The organism is Sphingomonas sp. GW821-FHT03E12 (assembly GCF_059420685.1).
In genome coordinates, this window is record NZ_JBWKUF010000002.1 from 54072 (window position 1) to 73197 (window position 19126).

25 protein-coding genes are annotated in these 19126 nt (G+C 65.7%); 12 read left to right on the plus strand and 13 right to left on the minus strand.

Going from position 1 to position 19126, the window contains the following annotated elements; genetic code table 11:
- Nucleotides 1-12: 12 nt before the first annotated feature.
- Nucleotides 13-501, plus strand: coding sequence for a hypothetical protein (locus tag AC07TU_RS05685; protein ID WP_495186952.1), 489 nt, complete (start codon nucleotides 13-15; stop codon nucleotides 499-501).
- 6 nt (nucleotides 502-507) lie between these two features.
- Here AC07TU_RS05685 and AC07TU_RS05690 read toward each other — a convergent pair whose 3' ends face one another.
- From AC07TU_RS05690 to AC07TU_RS05710, 5 genes are all read right to left on the minus strand, one after another.
- Nucleotides 508-1683 (minus strand): acetyl-CoA C-acyltransferase, encoded by a 1176-nt coding sequence (locus tag AC07TU_RS05690; RefSeq protein WP_495186953.1) that lies wholly within the window; start codon nucleotides 1681-1683, stop codon nucleotides 508-510.
- A 28-nt stretch (nucleotides 1684-1711) separates the two neighbouring features.
- Nucleotides 1712-2176: a MaoC family dehydratase gene (locus tag AC07TU_RS05695; RefSeq protein ID WP_495186954.1), complete on the minus strand. Its 465-nt coding sequence runs from the start codon at nucleotides 2174-2176 to the stop codon at nucleotides 1712-1714.
- Between the two features lie 146 nt (nucleotides 2177-2322).
- The gene (locus tag AC07TU_RS05700) at nucleotides 2323-2757 is read right to left on the minus strand and encodes a YybH family protein (protein ID WP_495186955.1); all 435 of its coding nucleotides are present in this window, start codon (nucleotides 2755-2757) and stop codon (nucleotides 2323-2325) included.
- On the minus strand, nucleotides 2750-3922 hold the full coding sequence (locus tag AC07TU_RS05705) for a mechanosensitive ion channel family protein (RefSeq protein WP_495186956.1): 1173 nt from the start codon (nucleotides 3920-3922) through the stop codon (nucleotides 2750-2752). The genes AC07TU_RS05700 and AC07TU_RS05705 overlap by 8 nt, the downstream gene beginning before the upstream one ends.
- 9 nt (nucleotides 3923-3931) lie before the next feature.
- Nucleotides 3932-4951 (minus strand): DNA topoisomerase IB, encoded by a 1020-nt coding sequence (locus tag AC07TU_RS05710; RefSeq protein ID WP_495186957.1) that lies wholly within the window; start codon nucleotides 4949-4951, stop codon nucleotides 3932-3934.
- A gap of 119 nt (nucleotides 4952-5070) precedes the next feature.
- On the opposite strand from AC07TU_RS05710, the gene AC07TU_RS05715 reads away from it, so the two are divergent.
- Nucleotides 5071-6003 (plus strand): right-handed parallel beta-helix repeat-containing protein, encoded by a 933-nt coding sequence (locus AC07TU_RS05715; protein ID WP_495186958.1) that lies wholly within the window; start codon nucleotides 5071-5073, stop codon nucleotides 6001-6003.
- 79 nt (nucleotides 6004-6082) lie between these two features.
- The gene (locus AC07TU_RS05720) at nucleotides 6083-6424 is read left to right on the plus strand and encodes a hypothetical protein (RefSeq protein WP_495186959.1); all 342 of its coding nucleotides are present in this window, start codon (nucleotides 6083-6085) and stop codon (nucleotides 6422-6424) included.
- An 88-nt stretch (nucleotides 6425-6512) separates the two neighbouring features.
- On the opposite strand, the gene AC07TU_RS05725 is transcribed toward AC07TU_RS05720, so the two are convergent.
- Both AC07TU_RS05725 and AC07TU_RS05730 read right to left on the minus strand, forming a co-directional pair.
- Nucleotides 6513-6824, minus strand: coding sequence for a hypothetical protein (locus AC07TU_RS05725; RefSeq protein ID WP_495186960.1), 312 nt, complete (start codon nucleotides 6822-6824; stop codon nucleotides 6513-6515).
- 40 nt (nucleotides 6825-6864) lie between these two features.
- A complete protein-coding gene (locus tag AC07TU_RS05730) occupies nucleotides 6865-7224 on the minus strand; it encodes a hypothetical protein (protein ID WP_495186961.1) in 360 nt (119 codons plus the stop codon).
- A gap of 94 nt (nucleotides 7225-7318) precedes the next feature.
- Here AC07TU_RS05730 and AC07TU_RS05735 point away from each other — a divergent pair, with 94 nt between their 5' ends.
- Nucleotides 7319-7657 (plus strand): hypothetical protein, encoded by a 339-nt coding sequence (locus tag AC07TU_RS05735; protein ID WP_495186962.1) that lies wholly within the window; start codon nucleotides 7319-7321, stop codon nucleotides 7655-7657.
- A gap of 31 nt (nucleotides 7658-7688) precedes the next feature.
- On the opposite strand, the gene AC07TU_RS05740 is transcribed toward AC07TU_RS05735, so the two are convergent.
- The 3 genes from AC07TU_RS05740 to AC07TU_RS05750 form a co-directional block, all read right to left on the minus strand.
- Nucleotides 7689-8066, minus strand: a complete 378-nt coding sequence (locus AC07TU_RS05740; protein ID WP_495186963.1) for a putative quinol monooxygenase — start codon at nucleotides 8064-8066, stop codon at nucleotides 7689-7691.
- Nucleotides 8067-8071: 5 nt separating this feature from the next.
- Entirely contained in the window at nucleotides 8072-10744 is a 2673-nt protein-coding gene (gene acnA, locus AC07TU_RS05745; protein ID WP_495186964.1) for an aconitate hydratase AcnA, read from the minus strand.
- A gap of 185 nt (nucleotides 10745-10929) precedes the next feature.
- Nucleotides 10930-11493: an MOSC domain-containing protein gene (locus AC07TU_RS05750; RefSeq protein ID WP_495186965.1), complete on the minus strand. Its 564-nt coding sequence runs from the start codon at nucleotides 11491-11493 to the stop codon at nucleotides 10930-10932.
- Nucleotides 11494-11776: 283 nt separating this feature from the next.
- Here AC07TU_RS05750 and AC07TU_RS05755 point away from each other — a divergent pair, with 283 nt between their 5' ends.
- Both AC07TU_RS05755 and AC07TU_RS05760 read left to right on the plus strand, forming a co-directional pair.
- Nucleotides 11777-13231: a hypothetical protein gene (locus AC07TU_RS05755; RefSeq protein ID WP_495186966.1), complete on the plus strand. Its 1455-nt coding sequence runs from the start codon at nucleotides 11777-11779 to the stop codon at nucleotides 13229-13231.
- Between the two features lie 174 nt (nucleotides 13232-13405).
- The gene (locus AC07TU_RS05760) at nucleotides 13406-14173 is read left to right on the plus strand and encodes a hypothetical protein (protein WP_495186967.1); all 768 of its coding nucleotides are present in this window, start codon (nucleotides 13406-13408) and stop codon (nucleotides 14171-14173) included.
- Between the two features lie 9 nt (nucleotides 14174-14182).
- On the opposite strand, the gene AC07TU_RS05765 is transcribed toward AC07TU_RS05760, so the two are convergent.
- Nucleotides 14183-15127 carry an alpha/beta fold hydrolase gene (locus AC07TU_RS05765; RefSeq protein ID WP_495186968.1) on the minus strand — a complete coding sequence of 315 codons (945 nt, stop codon included), beginning with the start codon at nucleotides 15125-15127 and terminating at the stop codon, nucleotides 14183-14185.
- Nucleotides 15128-15260: 133 nt separating this feature from the next.
- Between AC07TU_RS05765 and AC07TU_RS05770 the strand changes: the two genes are divergently transcribed.
- The 6 genes from AC07TU_RS05770 to purT all read left to right on the plus strand — a co-directional run bounded on the left by AC07TU_RS05770 (nucleotide 15261) and on the right by purT (nucleotide 18250).
- Nucleotides 15261-15578 (plus strand): ArsR/SmtB family transcription factor, encoded by a 318-nt coding sequence (locus tag AC07TU_RS05770; protein WP_495187664.1) that lies wholly within the window; start codon nucleotides 15261-15263, stop codon nucleotides 15576-15578.
- Nucleotides 15575-15976: an SRPBCC family protein gene (locus tag AC07TU_RS05775; RefSeq protein WP_495186969.1), complete on the plus strand. Its 402-nt coding sequence runs from the start codon at nucleotides 15575-15577 to the stop codon at nucleotides 15974-15976. Before AC07TU_RS05770 ends, AC07TU_RS05775 begins: the two co-directional genes overlap by 4 nt.
- A gap of 19 nt (nucleotides 15977-15995) precedes the next feature.
- Complete coding sequence (locus AC07TU_RS05780) at nucleotides 15996-16202, plus strand: hypothetical protein (RefSeq protein WP_495186970.1); 207 nt, start codon at nucleotides 15996-15998, stop codon at nucleotides 16200-16202.
- Nucleotides 16199-16606 (plus strand): DUF1801 domain-containing protein, encoded by a 408-nt coding sequence (locus tag AC07TU_RS05785; protein WP_495186971.1) that lies wholly within the window; start codon nucleotides 16199-16201, stop codon nucleotides 16604-16606. Before AC07TU_RS05780 ends, AC07TU_RS05785 begins: the two co-directional genes overlap by 4 nt.
- A gap of 8 nt (nucleotides 16607-16614) precedes the next feature.
- Entirely contained in the window at nucleotides 16615-17019 is a 405-nt protein-coding gene (locus AC07TU_RS05790; RefSeq protein WP_495186972.1) for a DUF1801 domain-containing protein, read from the plus strand.
- Nucleotides 17020-17080: 61 nt separating this feature from the next.
- Nucleotides 17081-18250 (plus strand): formate-dependent phosphoribosylglycinamide formyltransferase, encoded by a 1170-nt coding sequence (gene purT, locus AC07TU_RS05795; protein WP_495186973.1) that lies wholly within the window; start codon nucleotides 17081-17083, stop codon nucleotides 18248-18250.
- Here the strand turns inward: purT and AC07TU_RS05800 are convergent.
- Nucleotides 18238-18810 (minus strand): 2OG-Fe(II) oxygenase, encoded by a 573-nt coding sequence (locus AC07TU_RS05800; RefSeq protein WP_495186974.1) that lies wholly within the window; start codon nucleotides 18808-18810, stop codon nucleotides 18238-18240. The genes purT and AC07TU_RS05800 overlap by 13 nt on opposite strands.
- Nucleotides 18800-19021, minus strand: coding sequence for a hypothetical protein (locus AC07TU_RS05805; protein ID WP_495186975.1), 222 nt, complete (start codon nucleotides 19019-19021; stop codon nucleotides 18800-18802). Before AC07TU_RS05805 ends, AC07TU_RS05800 begins: the two co-directional genes overlap by 11 nt.
- Nucleotides 19022-19126: the final 105 nt, after the last annotated feature.

Sequence of the window (19126 nt, forward strand, 5' to 3'; positions counted from 1 at the left end):
GTAGAGCGCGGCATGGCCCTTCGCATGCCGGTCTTCGTTGGATGGGAGCTGTTCAAGGCCCGCCGGCGCGGCGAGCGCTGGCCACCGCCCGTTTCGCCCGACGCGGTCCTTTGCATATGCGCCGAGCCTGGGCGCATCCTGATCGATATCATCGACCGCGACCGGCGCGGCCACGATGATCGCGGTGCGGTGGCGCAGACGCTTACGCGCTTGTTCGCGATCTCGAACGGGGAGCGTCACCGCGTCATCGGGCGCATCCCGATGATCGGCAAGCCGGTCGGCAACTTCCGCTACGTGGTGCGCTACCCCTTGCCGTTCGAGATGCGCCGTGAGGACCAGCGCTTCCGCCACGGCTTCGACGCGCTGGTCGCCGACCTCGGCGCCGCGCCGCGAAGCATGAGTCCGCTCGAGTTCGGCCAGGCCGCGACTCGCGCGGTCGAAGCCAATCTCGAAGCGGACGGCATGTCTTCGCTCGACTATTTCAAAGGCTATCTCAAATAGGCGGGCTCAAAGGACTTCGAACAGTCCCGCCGCGCCCATGCCGCCGCCGACGCACATCGTCACGACGACGTATTTGGCGCCGCGGCGCTTGCCCTCGATCAGCGCGTGGCCGGTGCAGCGCGCGCCGGTCATGCCATAGGGGTGGCCGATCGAGATCGAGCCGCCATTGACGTTGAGCAGGTCGTTGGGGATGCCGAGCTTGTCGCGGCAGTAGAGGACCTGGACCGCGAATGCCTCATTGAGTTCCCACAGGCCGATATCGTCCATCTTGAGGTTGAAGCGCTCGAGCAAGGCGGGGATCGCGAAGACCGGGCCGATGCCCATCTCGTCGGGCTTGGTGCCCGCGACCGCCATGCCGACATAGCGGCCGAGCGGGGTGAGGCCGCGCTTCTCGGCGACCTTCTCTTCCATCAGCACCGACGACGACGAACCGTCGGAGAGCTGGCTGGCATTGCCCGCGGTGATCACGCCGTTCGGGATGACCGGCTGGAGCGCTTGGAGCCCTTCGAGCGTGGTGTCGGCGCGGTTGCCCTCGTCCTTGGTGAGGGTCACTTCCTTCTGGGTGACTTCCTTGGTCTCCTTGTTGACGATGTTCATCGTCGCGGTGACCGGAATGATCTCGTCATCGAACTTGCCTGCGGCCTGCGCGGCGGCGGTGCGCTGCTGCGACTGGAGGCCGTATTCGTCCTGAACCTCGCGGCTGATGTTGTAGCGCGCGGCGACCACTTCGGCGGTCTGGAGCATCGGCATATAGATGTCGTTGTGCATCGCCAGCAGCTCGGGATCGGCAGCGATACGCATCTGCGGGGTCTGGACCAGGCTGACGCTCTCGACGCCGCCGCCGACGGTGATGTCCATATTGTCGACGATGATCTGCTTGGCGGCGGTGGCGATCGCCATCAGGCCGCTGGCGCACTGGCGGTCGACCGACATGCCCGACACGCTGACGGGCAGGCCCGCGCGCAGCGCCGCCTGGCGGGCGATGTTGCCGGCCTGGTGCCCCTGCTGGAGCGCGGCGCCGAAGACGACGTCCTGCACTTCGCCGCCGTCGATCCCGGCGCGCTGGACGGCGGCCTCGATCGAGCGGGCAGCGAGCGTCTGGGCCGGCAGCGCGTTGAACGCGCCGCGATAGGCGCGGCCGATCGGGGTGCGGGCGGTGGAGACGATGACGGCGGAACGCATGGGGTGGCTATCCTTTTGTTATGATCGTTTAGACGAAGATCTGGCTGATCCATTCGGCGATCATCGCGGGCTTGCTCTCGCCCTCGATCTCGACGGTGAACTCGACGGTCTGCTGCCACTGGCCGAGGCGCTTCTCGGCCAGCTCCAGCGTCTTGAAGCGGCCGCGCACGCGCTTGCCCGAGCGGACAGGGGTCAGGAAGCGGACTTTGTTGCCGCCATAGTTGACGCCCATCTTCACCCCCTCGATCCGCGGCTGCGGGGTGAGCGAGTTGAGCAAAGGCATCAGCGACAGCGTCAGGAAGCCATGCGCGATGGTGCCGCCGAACGGCGTCATCGCGGCCTTGGCAGGATCGACATGGATGAACTGGTGATCGCCGGTCGCTTCGGCGAATTTGTCGATCATCGCCTGGGTCACCTCGACCCAATCGGACACGCGCTCCTCACCCGTGCGGGCGGCGAGCTGCTGGATCGTCACGGTTTCCGCGTCGGCCATGAAGGCTCCTGTTGGCATCCTCGCGGCGCATGTAGGCGCAACGCGGCGCCTTCCGCAAGGGGAAGCCTACTGGAAACGCGAAAATGATGCGTGACGTAACGTAACGGCGGTAAATATCGGCAAACCCGATGTTCTAAAAGTGTGAACTAGTCCGGGATCAGGCCGGTTTCCGCCCTGCCGCTGCCGTCGGTCGCCATCGGTATGCTGGTGTGGATATGGACGATCTTCCACGCGCCGGCGATGCGGCGAACGGCGAGGGTGCAGCGGAACCAGAGATCGACCTCGCCTTCGTCCTTGCGGATGCCCTTCATGTTCTGGAGCGTGAAGAGCACGCCGAGATCGCCATCGACCAGCACGGTGGAAGGCAGGGACGTCATCCGGATCGGGCCGTCCCAGGTCGCGAACCATTGCCGCAGTCCCTCGTGATCGGTCACGCGCGCGCCATGGATCTCGAGCGGCGGCGCGAGATCATAGGCGACGGGGTCCTCGGCATAGTCGGCGAAGACCGCATCGGCATCGCGGGCGAGAACGGCGTGCTCGAAGCGGGTGATGATCGCGGCGATATCGTCCTGGTCACGCATCGGCTTTCTCCGACGGTTCCGGGGGGTAGGGATAGATGAGCTTGCCGTCGGGGCCGGCGGTGAGCGCGGTCTGGGTGGGGTAGGGGATAGAAATCCCTTCCGCCGCGAATTTGCGCAGGATGCCGATCACCACCCGGTCGCGTGCCGCGTGCGCCTTGTCCCAGTCCTGCCCGGGCACGTCGAAGTCGAGCACGAGGTCGACCGAGCTGGCGCCGAACGCGTTGTAGCTCGCCCGGGCGACCTTTGCGCCCGCGGCCTCGACGATCGAGCGCAGCATCGCGGGGATGCGTTCGAGCGTTTCGGGCGGGGTTTCATAGGCGACGCCGACGGGCAGGCTGATGCGGATATGGTCGCGCCCGCTGTTGTTCTGGATCTCCTTGTCGAGCAGGCGGCGGTTGGCGATGATCCGCTCTTCGCCGGTGAAGGCACGGATGCGGGTCGACTTCAGGCCGATTTCGGCGATCGTGCCCTTGGTCTGATCATAGGCGATGCTGTCGCCGCGGCGGAACGGGCGGTCGAAGATGATCGCGAGCGCCGCGAACAGATCGGCGAAGATACCCTGCGCCGCGAGACCGATCGCGATGCCGCCGACGCCAAGGCCTGCGACCAGGCCGGTGACGTTCACCCCCAGATTGTCGAGCACCACCACCAAGGCGATCGCGAACAGCGCGAAGGTGACGAGCAGGCGGATCAGACCGAGCGCGGAGAGCAGGGCCTCGCCATGATAATTCTCGCTCTCGGTCCGTTTCTCGATCGCGCCCAGGATCACCTCGCGCGCCCAGATCGCGGCCTGGAACACGGCGGCGAGGGTGAAGAGGAAGTTGATCGTCTTCCAGATCATCTCGGGCGGGTTGGCGTAGCCGCTGACCAGCTTGGCTGCGACCATGATGATGAAGAAATGGCCGGTCTTGGCGACGGTGCGGCCGAGGATCGTGCCCCAGCCAGCCGGACCGTCAGACTTCTCGCACAGCTTCATCCCCCAGCGGCGCAGCAGATGCAGCGCGCCGACGATCAGCGCGGCGATGCCGGCGGCGATCAGGATCTGGAGCCAGTGGCTTTGCAGCCAGGCGATGCCATCGGCGAAGAACGCGCTGGTCTGCGCCTGGATGGCGTCGGCGTCGATTCCGGCGGCCTTGTCAGCGGCGGCGGTGCTATTGTTGGTCATTCGGGTCCTTCAGGCGGCGTTCCGGGCGCGTGGCGCAGCCATAGCATTGCTCTCGAGAAAGGCGATCAGTCCGCGTTCGCCGCGGGTGAGGTGGCGGGTGGCGCGCGGCAGGGCGAGCGTGTCGCGGAACGCCTGCTGCGCGTCGCGATCCTTGGCGAGATCGATCAGGCCGGGGTGGACATAGGATTTGCGGGCGATGGCGGGGGTGTTGCCGAGTGCTTCCGTCACGGGCTCGAGCATCGTGTTGAGGCCGATCGGGGATTCGGCAGCCACCAGCGCCTCGAACGCGATCACGCTCGCGCCCCAGGTGCGGAAATGCTTGGCGGTGAAATCGTCGCCCATCGCGTCGCGGATATAGGCGTTGACGTCAGTGGAGGTCACCGGATGTGCCTCGCCCGCGTCGTCGAGCCAGCCGAACAGATGTTGGCCGGGCAGGTCCTGGCATCGCTTGACGAAGTTGCGCAGGCTGGCGTCGGTGAGCGTGAGGGTGCGCAGCTTGCCCGACTTGGCGCGATACTGGAGCCGGAGCGTGCCGGGAGTGAGTTTCGCATGCCGCTTGCGCAGCGTGGTCGCGCCGAAGCTCTTGTTGGCTTTGGTGTAGCCCTCATTCCCGACGCGGACATGGCCATGGTCGAGCAGCCGGACCACCGCGGCGACGGCGCGTTCCTTCGCCAGCGAGCGTTTGCGCAGATCCGTTTCGATCCGGGCGCGGAGCCTGGGAAGCAGATGGCCAAAGGCAGCGCAGCGGTCGTACTTCGCAGCCTCCTGCCCGGCGCGGAATTCGGGGTGATAGCGATATTGCTTGCGCCCGCGATCGTCGATGCCGGTAGCCTGGAGATGGCCGTTGGGATGGGGGCAATACCAGGCGTCGGTATAGGCTGGGGGCAGGCCGACGGCGTTTAGCCGGTCGATCTCCTCGCGGTCGGAAATGCGGTTGCCGCCAGCATCCCAATAGCTCCAGCCGTGCCGCAGCTTGCGCCGCGTGATGCCCGGCCGGCTGTCGTCGCAATATCGCAGGCCGCGCTTCATGTGCTTGAGAATGCGTGTCTTCGCGCATCGTTCCGAAGCGGGACAGGGGCCGTGCCCGCAAGGTGGCGCGCCGCGGCGCCGGTTGAGGCATAGTCGCGCCAAACCATCGGAGTCTCTCCATGCGCCTCGTCCTTGCCGTTGCCGCTTTGCTCGCCACCTCCGCGTCTGCGTTGCCCCAGGCGCGCAGCGGACCGTTCACCGTGCAGGAAAGCGGCCGTTCCTATGGTTCGCTGCAGGAAGCCGTGTCGGCGATCGGTGACGGGCGCGGGACGATCCGTATTGCGCCGGGCCGCTATGGCGATTGCGCGGTGCAGGATTCGGGCGAGATCAGCTTCGTCTCCGAAGTGCCGGGCAAGGCGATCTTCGACCGCGCGATCTGCGAGGGCAAGGCGACTTTGGTGCTGCGCGGACGCGGGGCGAAGGTCGACGGCATCGTGTTCATGCGCACGCTGGTCGAGGACGGCAATGGCGCGGGCATCCGGCTGGAGACCGGCGACCTCCACGTCACCAACGCGATGTTCATCGACGGCCAGTGCGGCATCCTGACCGCGAGCTTCCCGCAAGGGAAGATCACGATCGAACGCTCGACCTTTGCGGGGCTGGGCAAGGACCCGACCGGCAATGGCGCGCATGCGCTGTATATCGGCGACTATGGCAGCCTGCGCATCGTCCAGTCGCGCTTCGAGCGCGGGACGGGCGGGCATTATGTGAAGGTGCGTGCGCCGCGGATCGAGATCCTCGATTCGAGCTTCGACGACAGCCAGGGCCGCAACACCAATTACTCGATCGACATCTCCAACGGCGCGACCGGACGGATCGCGGGCAATTCGTTCGAGCAGGGGCCGAACAAGGACAATTACTCGACGATGATCGCAGTGGCGCCGGAAGGGGCCAAGCAGAGCTCGGGCGGCCTGCTGATCGAGAACAACAAGGCGTGGCTGTCGCCCGCGTTCAAGGAGCGGACGACGTTTGTGGGCAACTGGTCACGCGATACCGTGGTGCTGCGGGGCAACGAGTTGGCCGACCGGATCGCGCCGATTGCGCAGCGATAGGGTTCGTTATCCGACAGCGAGGCGGATTGGCGGTGGGCGGACCCGTTGCGGTCATTCAGATGTGAGGTAAGGGTGGGGCATGAAGGATACTGTCTCCGAGGTCATCGCCCTTAACGAGCGAATCCGCACGGGCTCAATATTCTACGGCAACCACGCAGGAAAAAATAACGCAGAGGATTTGTATCGAAATCTTGAGCATTTCGGCTTTGCGCGCACGGATGTAGTGATTTTGTCGATATGCCCAGATGGGGATGATACGGTCACAGGTTGCTTTGCGACTAGAACCGCTGAGGTATATTATTTTGATTTTGACCTAGATGATTTGAGTTATTCAACTCTGGAGAAAGGCCAACTATCCGTTCGTCCTGGCAATTTTCCAGAAACGATCATTGAAGCGGCCGTCCGCTGGCTCAAGGATTAATGGCGCTGAAGCCGCCGGCCCAATTTCCACACTCCGGACCAGTGCTCGCCGATCATGCTGCGGCGTGCAGTCCAGCCGCATTGACTCGCTAGTCGCCGTTGGCATCGACCATGAAAACCATGGTCTTGCCGCGCGATGCCGGATCCCATCCCGCCAGCAACGCCGCGCGCACCCCTCTTGCGGCAATCGTGTCGTTGATGTGGGAACGCCCCTTGGGCAGTCCTTTGATAAGCCGTTTGGGCGTCGGAAACTCCAGCACCGCCTCGCGCGGCATGTCGTGCTGTCGCAGCAAGACCGTCATGCCCTTCCAGCCATCGCCATCGGACAGCTGGGGTTCGCTCAGGAATTCCCAATCATATTTGAATCCGTCGACTTCGACGGTTCCACCAAGATCACGCATGGCGCGACCCTAGCACGCCGATGGCGGCATTTCATCCATCTCACTGATGGCGCAGCATCTTCTCGAACCCCTCATTTGCCTTGGTCATCTTGGCGAGCTTGCGAAGATAGGTGCGGACATGCCGTTCGAACCGGACATCGTCGTAGATGCCGGTCGCGGGATAGTCGTCCCGACCGATGAGTTCCTTCAGCTGGCTCGCGAATGCGGCCTGATCGTTGACACTCTCCGCTCCCTTGAGCGCGCGGCAGGCCCATTCCTCGGCTGCGGCCTTGTCGTAATCGTCCCGGGCCTCATAGCCGCGCCGGTCCGCCGCCGCCTGATCCAGCCGCGATACCTCGAAGCGGCGTTCAAGCCATTTGCGGACCTGCTCTCCATCCCAGGGTTTCGACGGATTCGTCATCGTTCTTCCAATCTCCTGACGTGATAATTGCCGATGTGATGGAGCCGCTCACATCGCTATAGGCCAACGACAATTCAGACAGCCGGATCGATCCATGGGCCGCAAAAGTTCGAAATACGACCCCTACGACCATTTGCCTCGGGAAGACGAAGCGCCGGCTGCGCCCGTGCTCTGCTGGCTATGCGGCCGTCCAACCGGCACGACCATCGTCTGGCACCACCCGGTACCGAAGAGCCGGGGCGGGCGCGACGTCGTGCCAATGCATTCGATCTGCCAGCAGACGCTGGTCGCCAATTTCACCAATTCCGAACTGCAGCGTCACGGGATGGACGTGGCGGGCCTGCTGGACAATCCGAATGTGCGCAAATTCGTGGATTGGGTGGCGAACAAGGATCCGGACTTCACCGCGACCATCAGCAAGAAGCAGCGCTGACCGGGCTGCCAGCGGACGCAATCGTGCGTTCTTAGAGCCCCACGCCGCCGGCGACGTTGAGTTCGACCTGACTGTCGAAGCCGGCGATCAGCGGGCGGCCCTTGGCGATTGCGGCCTGAACGGCGGGGAGCTGGAGCGAGGCTTTGTGGCTCTCGGCCTTGTCCCACACCTCTGTGATCCAGATCGCGTCGGGCTCCTTCGCGTCTTCACCGACGATATAGGCCTCGCAGCCCGGCATTTCGCCGGTGCCTTCGAGCAGGATCGCGATCAGTTCGGCGCGCTTGCCGGGGTGCGCACGCATCTTGCCGAGCAGTCCGTACATGCCGTTCTTCTCCGTCGCGTGCACATGGGGCGCAAGCAACGCGATGGCCAGTCCCCCGGCGATCGCGTGCCTGCGCCCGATGTTCATCGGCCTTACTTGGCCAGATTCCGCAGCACGTACTGAAGGATGCCGCCGTTGAGGAAATACTCAAGCTCGTTGACGGTATCGATGCGGCAGCGGGTGAGGAAGGTCTCGCTCGAGCCGTCGGCGCGGGTCAGCGTGACCTCGACATCCTGACGCGGACGGAGGCCCGCCACGCCGGTGATGGTGAAGGTCTCGCTGCCGTCGAGCTTCAGCGTCTTGCGATCGACGCCCTCGGCGAACTGCAGCGGGAGCACGCCCATGCCGACCAGGTTCGAGCGGTGGATACGCTCGAAGCTCTCGGTGATGACGGCGCGGACGCCGAGCAGGTTGGTGCCCTTGGCCGCCCAGTCGCGCGACGAGCCGGTGCCATATTCCTTGCCCGCGACGATGACGAGCGGCGTGCCGTCGGCCTTGTGACGCATCGCGGCGTCGTAGATCGGCATGGTCTCGCCATTGTACGAGGTCATGCCGCCTTCGACGCCCGGAACCATCTCGTTACGGATGCGGATATTGGCGAAGGTGCCGCGGACCATGACGTTGTCGTTGCCGCGGCGCGCGCCGTAGCTGTTGAAGTCTGCCTTCGAAACCTGCCGCTCCATCAGCCACTTGCCGGCAGGGCTGTCAGCCTTGATCGAGCCGGCCGGCGAGATGTGGTCGGTGGTGATCGAGTCCGCGAGGATCGCCAGGGGCTTCGCCTCGATGATGTCGGCGACGGGCGCCGGGGTCATCGTCATGCCCTCGAAATAGGGCGGGTTGGCGATGTAGGTCGATGCGGCGGGCCAGCTATAGGTGTCCGAACCCTCGACCTCGATCTTCTGCCAATGGGCGTCGCCGAGATACACGTTCGAATAGCGGGTACGGAACATGTCGGAGTCGATGTTGGCGTTGATGACGCCCTGGACTTCCTCGTTCGTGGGCCAGATGTCCTTCAGGTACACCGGACCGTCGGTGCCTTCGCCGATCGGGGTCTCGATCATGTCCTCGGTCACCGTGCCCTTGAGCGCATAGGCGACGACCAGCGGCGGGCTGGCGAGGAAGTTGGCGCGCACGTCGGGCGACACGCGGCCCTCGAAGTTGCGGTTGCCCGACAGGACCGAGGCGGCGACAATGTCGTTGCCATTGATCGCATCCGAGATCGGCTGGGCCAGCGGGCCCGAGTTACCGATGCAGGTGGTGCAGCCATAGCCGACGAGGTTGAAGCCGATCGCGTCGAGATCTTCGCTGAGGCCCGCCTTGTTGAGATAGTCGGTCACGACCTGCGACCCGGGGGCGAGCGAGGTCTTGACCCACGGCTTGCGCGTCAGGCCCTTGGCGCGCGCCTTGCGCGCCACGAGGCCGGCGGCGATCAGCACCGAGGGGTTCGAGGTGTTGGTGCACGAGGTGATCGCGGCGATCACGACGTCGCCGTCGCCGATGTCGTGGTCCTTGCCCTCGACCGCGACGCGGTGAGCGTTCTCCTTGCCATAGACCTTGAACAGGTCGCCGTTGAACACTTCGTCGACCTTGTTGAGGCTGACGCGGTCCTGCGGGCGCTTGGGGCCGGCGAGGCTGGCGGTGACGGTCGCCATGTCGAGCTCGAGCGTGTCGGTGAACACGGGATCGGCCATGTCGTCGTGGCGCCACATGCCCTGCGCCTTGCTATAGGCTTCGACCAGCGCGACGGTCTCGTCGCTGCGGCCGGTGAGGCGCATGTAGTCGAGCGTCTTGTCGTCGATGCCGAAGAAGCCGCAGGTCGCGCCGTACTCGGGCGCCATGTTGGCGATGGTCGCGCGATCGGCGAGCGTCATCGTCGCGAGGCCCGGGCCGAAGAACTCGACGAAGCGGCCGACCACGCCGCGCGCGCGCAGCATCTGGGTGACGGTGAGCACCAGATCGGTGGCGGTGATGCCTTCCTGGAGCTTGCCGGTCAGCTTGAAGCCGACGACTTCGGGGATGAGCATCGACACCGGCTGGCCGAGCATCGCGGCCTCGGCCTCGATGCCGCCCACACCCCAGCCGAGCACGCCGAGGCCGTTGACCATCGTGGTGTGGCTGTCGGTGCCGACCAGCGTGTCGGGATAGGCGACGGTGGTGCCGTCAGCCGCGGTCGAGCTCCAGATCGCGTCGGCGATATATTCGAGGTTCACCTGATGGCAGATGCCGGTGCCCGGGGGGACGACCTTGAAATTGTCGAGCGACTTCGAACCCCATTTCAGGAAGTCGTAGCGCTCCATGTTGCGCTGATACTCGAGCTCGACGTTATCCTCGAACGCCTTGGGCGTGCCGAATTCGTCGACCATGACCGAGTGGTCGATGACGAGGTGGACGGGGACCTGCGGGTTGATCTTGGCCGCGTCGCCGCCGAGCTTGGTGATCGCGTCGCGCATCGCGGCGAGGTCGACCACGCAGGGCACGCCGGTGAAGTCCTGCATCAGCACGCGCGCGGGGCGATACTGGATCTCACGCTCGGGCGCGTTGGGGTTCTTCTGCCAGTCGACGATCGCCTGGGCATCCTCGGGGGTGACGGTGACGCCGTCCTCGAAGCGGAGCATATTCTCCAGCAGCACCTTCATCGAGAAGGGCAGGCGGCTGACGTCGCCGAGCTTCGCGGCGGCCTTTGCCAGGCTGTAATAGCTGTAGCTCTTGCCGCCGACGGTGAGCGTTTCACGCGTTCCGAGGCTGTCCTGGCCGATGGCTGTCATTGGTGCGGGTCCCTTTCCCTATCTATGTGCCACCGGAGCGGCGTGGGGGGAGCGGCTGCTAACAGAGCCGCACGGGCGCGCCGGTGCGAAGCGAATGCGAAGATTCGCGAGGGCCGATAGCAGGGGAGGGCACCGGGGGGAAGGGGAGCGGTGATTGGTTGCGCGGAAGGCAACGTTGGGGGTGGCTATCCGCCCTTGAGGCGCGGGCTCCAGTCCTCAACGGCCCCCGATGCCAGCCGCTTCTCGGCGAGCTGGCGCCAGCGTTCCGGAAGCAAGGTGAGTGCGGCGATGGCGCACAGCGCGTCGCGGTCGAGCATGTCGACATAGAAGACGCGGCGGATGCGCTCGACCGTCCAGTCGGGGGCGAGCCGGTCGGTCAGCTCGACGGTGTCGCCGGGGGCGACCATCCCCTCTTCCAGCACGCGATAATACCAGCCGGTGCGGCCGCTGTCCTGCATGCGCAGCGCGACCCCGGGCGTCTCGAAGCGCAGGTTGAGGCGGAAGCAGGGCTGGCGGCCCTGCGACACCTCGACCAATGCCGTGCCGATGCGGAAGCGGTCGCCGATCGCGACGTCACCCTCGGTCAGGCCGAGGGTCGAGATGTTCTCCCCGAAGGCGCCGTGGGTGTCGAGCAAGGGATGGTCGCCGAGATCGCCGCGCCAGGCGGCGTAATGGTCGCGGGGATAGTGATGCACCGCCTTGTCGACCCCGCCATGGACGCGGGTGTCGCCCTGTTCGTCACCGGCCAAGCCGAGCGCGGTGAGGCGGAGCGGGCGATCGGAAGGCTGCTTGGCGATCGCGCTGGGAATGGACTTCGGGCCGAGCGGACGGACCGGGGCGGTGTTGAGCGAGAGGATGGTGGGGTGGGGGAAGGCTTGGGGACTCCTTGGGGCCGCGAACGCTGGGATTCCAAGCCTGATAGCAGGCGCGCGCGGAAGGACGACAGAAAAGTCGGAGGCTGCTTGCAATGTTGGAATTGGTTTGTTCCATATTTGTTCCAATTCGCGATCAACGCAAAAGAGGAGCAAAGCGATGACACTGACGACCGAAACCCTTTTTCCCGGGGCATTTGTGGTGCCGATCACGTCGGCCGATGACGGCATCGGCCGCAAGATCTCCCGAACGCTCAAACTGCCTGCCGGGCGCTATACCTTGAGCGGCGTGCTCGAGCTCGCGCCAACCGGAGGCCTTGTCGGCCTGATCGTCGAGGGCGAGGGCGCAGGCGCTACCTATATCGACTATGACGGTGCAGGAGCGACGATGGCTTGCCGGAGCAGCCGCTCGATCACCTTCCGCGACGTCACGTTCGAATCCTCCGGTATCGACAACAATCAGATCGCGTTCACGATCGATCAGACCGGCAACCCGCTGCGTTCGTGGCGCTTCGAGCGCTGCGATTTCAGCTTCTTTTGGAAGTGCTTCGCCGTGACCGGATCGGCCATGTGCAGTGAATTCTACTTCCTCGAGTGCCAGTTCAGCCAATGCTATTATCTGATGGACAACGAAAACGACCAGGCGGTGAACTGGAACTTCGTCAACTGCAACTGGGAGAATAACGACCTCGAGACCAGCCTGGACAAGAATGAATCGGCGGTCTTCAATCTGCGCAAGGGCACCTTTGCGCGCTGGACGGGCGGATCGCTCATCTTCTGGGGCCGGTTGGTCTATTACAATCTGACCACAGCCGGATCGTTCCAGCGCACGACGCACAAGGTGGACTTCGACGGCGTGCGCATCGAACTGGTCGACGATGAGGGCCCGGCCGGCCACGCCCCGTTTATCGACCGTGTCGATGCCGGGTACGTCAACGGGTCGAACCACCCGACGACCTCGCTCCGGAATTTCAGCCTGATCAATCGCGGCAGCATCCCCGATACCGTCACCTATGCCAGGGTCTGGGGAAACTGTTCACTGACCCTTTCCAATGCCGAATGTGAGAGCGGCAAGGTGGTGGGCGTCATCGATGCGGTGACCGCCGGCCTCAATGCATCGGTGGTCATCGAGGACGTGATGGGCGTCACTTACGAAGAAGATGTCTCCGACATCGTGAACAGTCACGATCAGCACAATGTCACGATCGTGCCTGACAACAGCACGGGTACCAAGGAACCCGTTGTCGAGCTTCGGCTGGCCAATCTTGACGTGCCGTCCTTCGCCTTTGCCAAGCGGGTCTATTGGCGCGGGTCGACGGGCTCGCTTCCCTATGGCGGCACCGAGGCGGTTCTGCCGGTCTTTCCGCCGCATACGGCGCTGCTCGAAGTCTTCTGCAAGCGGTTCGAGCCGGCATCGCAATCGCTGCAGATCGACGTGACCGACGCATCGGGCGCGATCGTCTATGGGACCGTCACCCTCGCCGCAGGTGCGATGGAGGGCCGGGGATATATCGGGAAGGAGATCGGCTTCCAGATTCCGTCCAGCGCCATGAAGCTCAAGTTCACGGGTGCGCCCGAAGTCGTGAAGGGCGTCGTCGGCATCGACTATCTTTGAAGGCCCGGGCATCGAAGAACGGATCAATGAGTTGGCCTTGACGCAAGGTCATTAGAGGCTTGTCCCAGCGGGCGATCACCGCTGGGACAAGTTTGTTCCCAAAATGTTCTTTCCTACACGCGCCGTTTTGTATAACTGGATTCCCCTCGATGCGGGCAGGCGGGCGAGGGGACGATGCACAAACTCTATTCACGATGGACGGCGGATACCGAGACCGCGTTTCTGATGGCGCTGCGCGCCACGGGGACGGTGCGCGGGGCGGCGGAGGCGATCGGGCGGCCGCTGGGGACGGCCTATAAGCGGCGCCAGCGCCGGGCCGAGTTCCGGGCGCGATGGGACGCGGAGGTGGCGGAGCGGGAGGCTGCGCGGATCAGCGCTCGGGGTGCCGAGGCGGGGGAGGCGCGCGGGCGCTTCGACGGGTGGACGCGGCTGCGGCGGCGGGCCTTTCTGCGGGCATTGTCCGAGACCGGCCGGGTCAAGGATGCGTGCGAGCGAGTGGGGATTTCGGACACGTCGGTCTATCGGTTGCGCCAGCGATCGCCGGGCTTCGCATGCGACTTTGCCGCGGCGCTGGAACGGTCGCTGCCGATGATCGAGCAGGTCGCGTGGGAGCGTGCGGTCGAGGGCTGGGAAGAGCCGGTCGTGGTGCGCGGCGAGGTTGTCGGCTCGCGGCGGCGCTATTCGGAATCGCTGCTGCGGATGCTGCTGGGCGAGGCGCAGAAGGCGCGGCGGACCGAGGCCGCGGCGGAGGCAAAGGCAGGGAAGCGCGGGCCGCGCCCGGCGACCCGCGAAGAGACCAATGCGCAGCTCTTGAAGCTGCTCGCCGCGGCGCGGCGCAGGGCGCGGGCGAAACAGCTCGCCGAGGCCGAGGCGTGGGAGCGGCTGCAGCGTGAGGCGGGCGGCGGCGATGGCGACGGCTGGGTGCGGCCGGTGCCGGGCTAGCATGCGGGCTCAGGCGGCGGCGCGCGCCTCCGCGACGAAGGCGGCGACGCGCGCGGGTTCGGTTACCGGGAGCATATGGCCTGCGTCCGGAAGGATCGTGCATTGCGCGCCGGGGACCTCGCTCGCGGTCCGGGTGCCGTGGACGGGGGCGGGGAGAATCTGGTCGCCCTCGCCGAACAGGATGCGGACCGGGAGCGCGATCTCGCCATAGCGGGCGACGAGCGGGGCGAGCGCGTCGTTGACCGCGACCAGCTCCGACGAGGAAGCGTAGAAGGCGCGCGGCCGGGCGAGCATCGCGCCGCCATAGTCGATGTCGAAGGCGGGGTGGACCGGCTCGGGCGCGAACAGCACCACACGGGACTTGGCCGAGTTGAGCCGCATCATCGGGATGGCGAGCGTATGGGCGATGATCGCGCGGACGGCGGGCTTTTCGATCACCAGCCCGCGAAAGGCGGCCGGGACCTCTTCCTGGACCTGGGTCAGCGGGGCGATGAGGGCGAGGCCGGCGATCTTGCCGGGATGGTTGAGCGCGAGCGCCATCGACACCGCGCCGCCGAGCGAATGGCCGACGATGAGCGGGCGGTCGAGCCCGAGCTGGTCGATCAGGCCGGCGACGATGGCGGCCTGATCGGTCAGGCTGTCGTCGCCGCGCCCGGGGCTGTGGCCGCTGCCGGGGCGGTCGATGAGGACGACGCGGTGGCCGGCCGCGAGCAGCGGGACAACGGCGGCGAAGTTGCGCATCTGGCCCGCGAGGCCGTGGATCATCACGATCGCCGGGCCCTCGCCGATGTCGCGGACATGGATGCGCCGCCCGCGGACCGTGTGGAAGCTGCCGTCGGGCGGGATGTTGCGTTCGACCTGACGGGCGATTCGGGCGGAAAAGGCGGCGGCGAGGGCTGCGCCGCCGCCGACGAGCCCGGCGGCACCGGCGAGCAAGGGAAAGAAGATCGACATCGGCACCCCCGTCTATGTGATGCGATCAAGGATGATATTGACATCCATGTCAATAGCGGGCGGCTTGACTTACCCATAACCCGCTGGTTATCGGACCAATCGATAGCCAGCGAGTTATATGTTCGTGACTGCGATGACCCCCGACCTGCTGTTCCGTACGCTTGCCGATCCGACGCGGCGCTCGATCTTCGAGCGGCTGTGCCGGGAGGGCGAGCAGACTGTCGGCGTGCTGACCGCGGGGGCGGGGGTATCGCAGCCGGCGGTGTCGAAGCATCTGGGTGTGCTCAAGCGGGCGGGGCTGGTGCACGACCGGCAGGCGGGGCGGCAGACGCATTACCGCGCCGAGCTGCGCGCGCTCGACCCGCTCGACGCCTGGGCGCGCGAGATGAAGGGCTTCTGGGAACGCCGCATCGACGGGCTGGAGGATCTGCTGAACAGGATGGACCAATGAGCGAAGCGACGCGGACGGTGACGGTGGAGCGCGAGATCGCGCATCCGGCCGAGCGGATCTGGCGCGCGCTGACCCAGCCGCATCTGATCGCCGAATGGCTGATGGCGAATGATTTCGTGCCGCAGGTGGGACATCGTTTTGGGCTGACGGCCGAATGGGGCGAGATCGATTGCGAGGTGCTGGAGGTCGAGGCCGGGCGGACCCTGGCCTATCGCTGGGCCGCGCTGGGGTTGGACAGCGTGGTGACCTGGACGTTGGCGCCTATTGAGGGCGGCACGCGGCTGACGATGGTGCAGACCGGATTCCTGCCCGAGCAGAAGCTGGCCTATCATGGCGCACGGGCCGGGTGGCCGCGCTTCCTCGACCGGCTGGAGACGGTGCTGGCGGGGCTGGACTGAGATACAACAGGAGGGTGCAATGGGGTTGAGCAAACCGATCCGCGTGGTTCATCGCTGGGTGTCGCTGCTGTTCGCGGCTATAGTGATCGCGATCTTCGCGATGCTGGGGCTGGGGCACCAGCCGGTCGAGTGGGTATACTATCTTCCGCTGCCCCCGCTCGCCTTTCTGCTGGTGACGGGGCTGTACATGTTCTTCCGGCCCTATTTCCGGCGGCGCGCGGCGTGACCGAGCCGAAGCTGCTTTCAGGCGGCAATCCGCAGATCGCCAAGGGTGACGGCGACGCGCCGGTTCAGGCCTATATCGCCGCGATGCCGGGGTGGAAGCGCGCGGCGGGCGAGCGGCTGGACGGGCTGATCGCGGCGGCGGTGCCGGGCGTGGCCAAGGCGATGAAGTGGAATTCGCCGCTCTATGGCGCCGGGGACGGGACCTTCTTTCTCGGCGTCCATTGCTTCACCAAATACATCAAGGTCGCATTCTTCAAGGGCGGGGGGCTGGAGCCCAAGCCGCCGGTGGAGTCGAAGGATCCGGACACGCGCTACTTCCACATTCATGAGACGGATGAATGGGACGAGGCGCAGATCATGGACTGGGTCCGGCAAGCGGCGGCGCTGCCGGGCTGGAAACCGTAGGAGAGCATATGGCGGACGAAGTGAGCGCGTCGGACGAGATCGACGCCAAGATTGCGGCGATGGGCGGATGGCGCGGGCCGATGCTGGGGAAGCTTCGTGCGCTGGTGAAGGCGGCGGACGCGGAGATCGTTGAAGAGGTGAAGTGGCGCAAGCCCAGCAACCCATCGGGCGTGCCGACCTGGTCGAAGGGCGGCATCCTGATCACCGGCGAGACGTACAAGGACAAGGTCAAGCTGACCTTTGCCAAGGGCGCGCAGCTGGATGACCCCAAGGGGCTGTTCAACGCCAGCCTCGACGGTGGCACCCGGCGCGCGATCGATTTTCGCGAGGATGATGCGGTCGATGGCGAGGCGCTGAAGGCGCTGGTGCGCGCGGCGGTGAAGGCCAATGGCGGGGTGACCTCAGGGGGGTGACAAGGCGGCGCGTTCCGGCCAGTGGCGTGATCTGACCGCTGGCGAGAAGGAAGTGACGACCATGGCATTCACCGCGAAGATCCTGTTGCTCGGATCGGGCGAGCTGGGGCGCGAGTTCGTGATTTCCGCCAAAAGGTTGGGCGCTCAGGTGATCGCGTGCGATTCCTACGCCAACGCGCCGGCGATGCAGGTCGCGGACGGCTTTGAAGTGTTCTCGATGCTCGACGGCGAGGCGCTGCGCGCGGCGATCGCGAAGCACGCGCCCGACTTTGTCGTGCCCGAGGTCGAGGCGATCCGCACCGAGGTGCTGGCACAGGTCGAGGCCGAGGGGGTGATGGTGGTGCCGTCCGCCCGCGCGGCGCAGATGACGATGAACCGCGACGGTATCCGCGAGGTGGCGGCGGTCGAACTGGGGTTGCGCACCTCGCGCTACCGTTATGCCGAGAGCCTGGAAGAGGTGCTGGCGGGCGCCGGGCACACGGGCCTTCCCTGCGTGATCAAGCCGGTCATGTCCTCGTCGGGCAAGGGCCAGAGCACGGTGCGCGAGGCCGGGGCGCTCGAAGCGGCATGGGACTATGCCGTCGCCAATATGCGCGGCGACCGCGCGCGGGTGATCGTCGAGGAATTCGTCGACTTCGATTACGAGATCACATTGCTGACGGTGCGGTCGCGCGAGGGCGTGCGCTTCTGCCCGCCGATCGGGCACCGGCAGGAGCGCGGCGACTATCAGGAAAGCTGGCAGCCGGCGGCGATGTCCGCCCAGGCGATCGCCGACGCGCAGGATATGGCCCGGAAAGTGGCCGACGATCTGGGCGGCTACGGGATCTTCGGCGTCGAGTTCTTCGTGAAGGGCGAGGAGGTGATCTTCTCCGAACTGTCGCCGCGGCCGCACGACACCGGGATGGTGACGCTGATCTCCCAGAACCTCAGCGAATTCGACCTGCATGCGCGCGCGGTGCTGGGGCTGCCCGTGCCCGAGGTGCGGCTGTACGGGCCGTCGGCATCGGCGGTGATCCTGGCCGACCGCGACGGCGAGGCGCCCGGCTATGAGGGCGTCGCCGAGGCGCTGGCGGTTCAGGGCGGCGAGATCGACCTGCGCATCTTTGCCAAGCCGACGACGCGGCCGTACCGGCGGATGGGCGTCGCGCTGGCGCTGGCGGGGAATACCGATGCGGCGCGGGCTCTGGCGGCGGAGGCGGCGGGCAAGGTGCGGATCACCTACCGGTCGTAGAAGAACAGGAAGACCAGCTTCTTGCCCGAGCGCACCGGGTTCACTTCATGGACCATGTCGGACGGGAAGATGAGGACATCGCCCTTGTCCGGCTTCATCCGCAGGCCGGTTGCCGGAAAGACGATCTCCCCGCCGTCATACGCGTCGGTCAGGTAACAGACGACGGTGAACAGCCGGTCGGGGAATGCCTCCCCGCTGTCGCGATGCGACTTGATGAAATGGCCGAGCTCGTAGCGAGTGAATTGCGGCGAGGAGATGCCGCCGACGCCGAGCCGCCAGTGGCTTTGGACGGCATCGCGGCACGCCGGATCGACGGCGCCGACGATGTCGGTCATGAGGCCGGACGCCTGGACCGGCCCGAGCGACATCGCGTCGCGATATTCGTCGGCTACGACCTCGCGGACGCGGAAGCCGTCATAGCGTTGCGCCACCTTGGCCCGCGCCCAGTCGAGCGTGCCGGCCCGCTCGACGATGGCGTCGCATGTGTCCGGGGCAATGCCCCTGAGCCGGATGCAGCCGGCATGCGCCGTGTAGCTTAGCGCTGCGGCGTCACCATCCACACTGGCTGCCCACCGGAAGCTGTTCCACCGCAAAAGCGGTGTCGAGTTCGCTCTGATGGACGATCACCAGATTCTCGTAGAAGCTGTGCGGCAGATCGAGGCCCAGTTCCGCTGCCGCCGATGCGATCGCCTCGCTGATCTTCCTGCCCTGATCCGATCGCGCCTTGAGATGCACGCGGAGCATGGTCGCTGCTTCGAGTTCCGTAGACATGATTGCCTCCCCCGATCGTTACGGAAACGATATCGCAGGTCGAGCGAAGGTCAACCGTGGCGATTTTCCGCTGATCGCGCAGCAACTTGCCCGGGTTTACTTGCA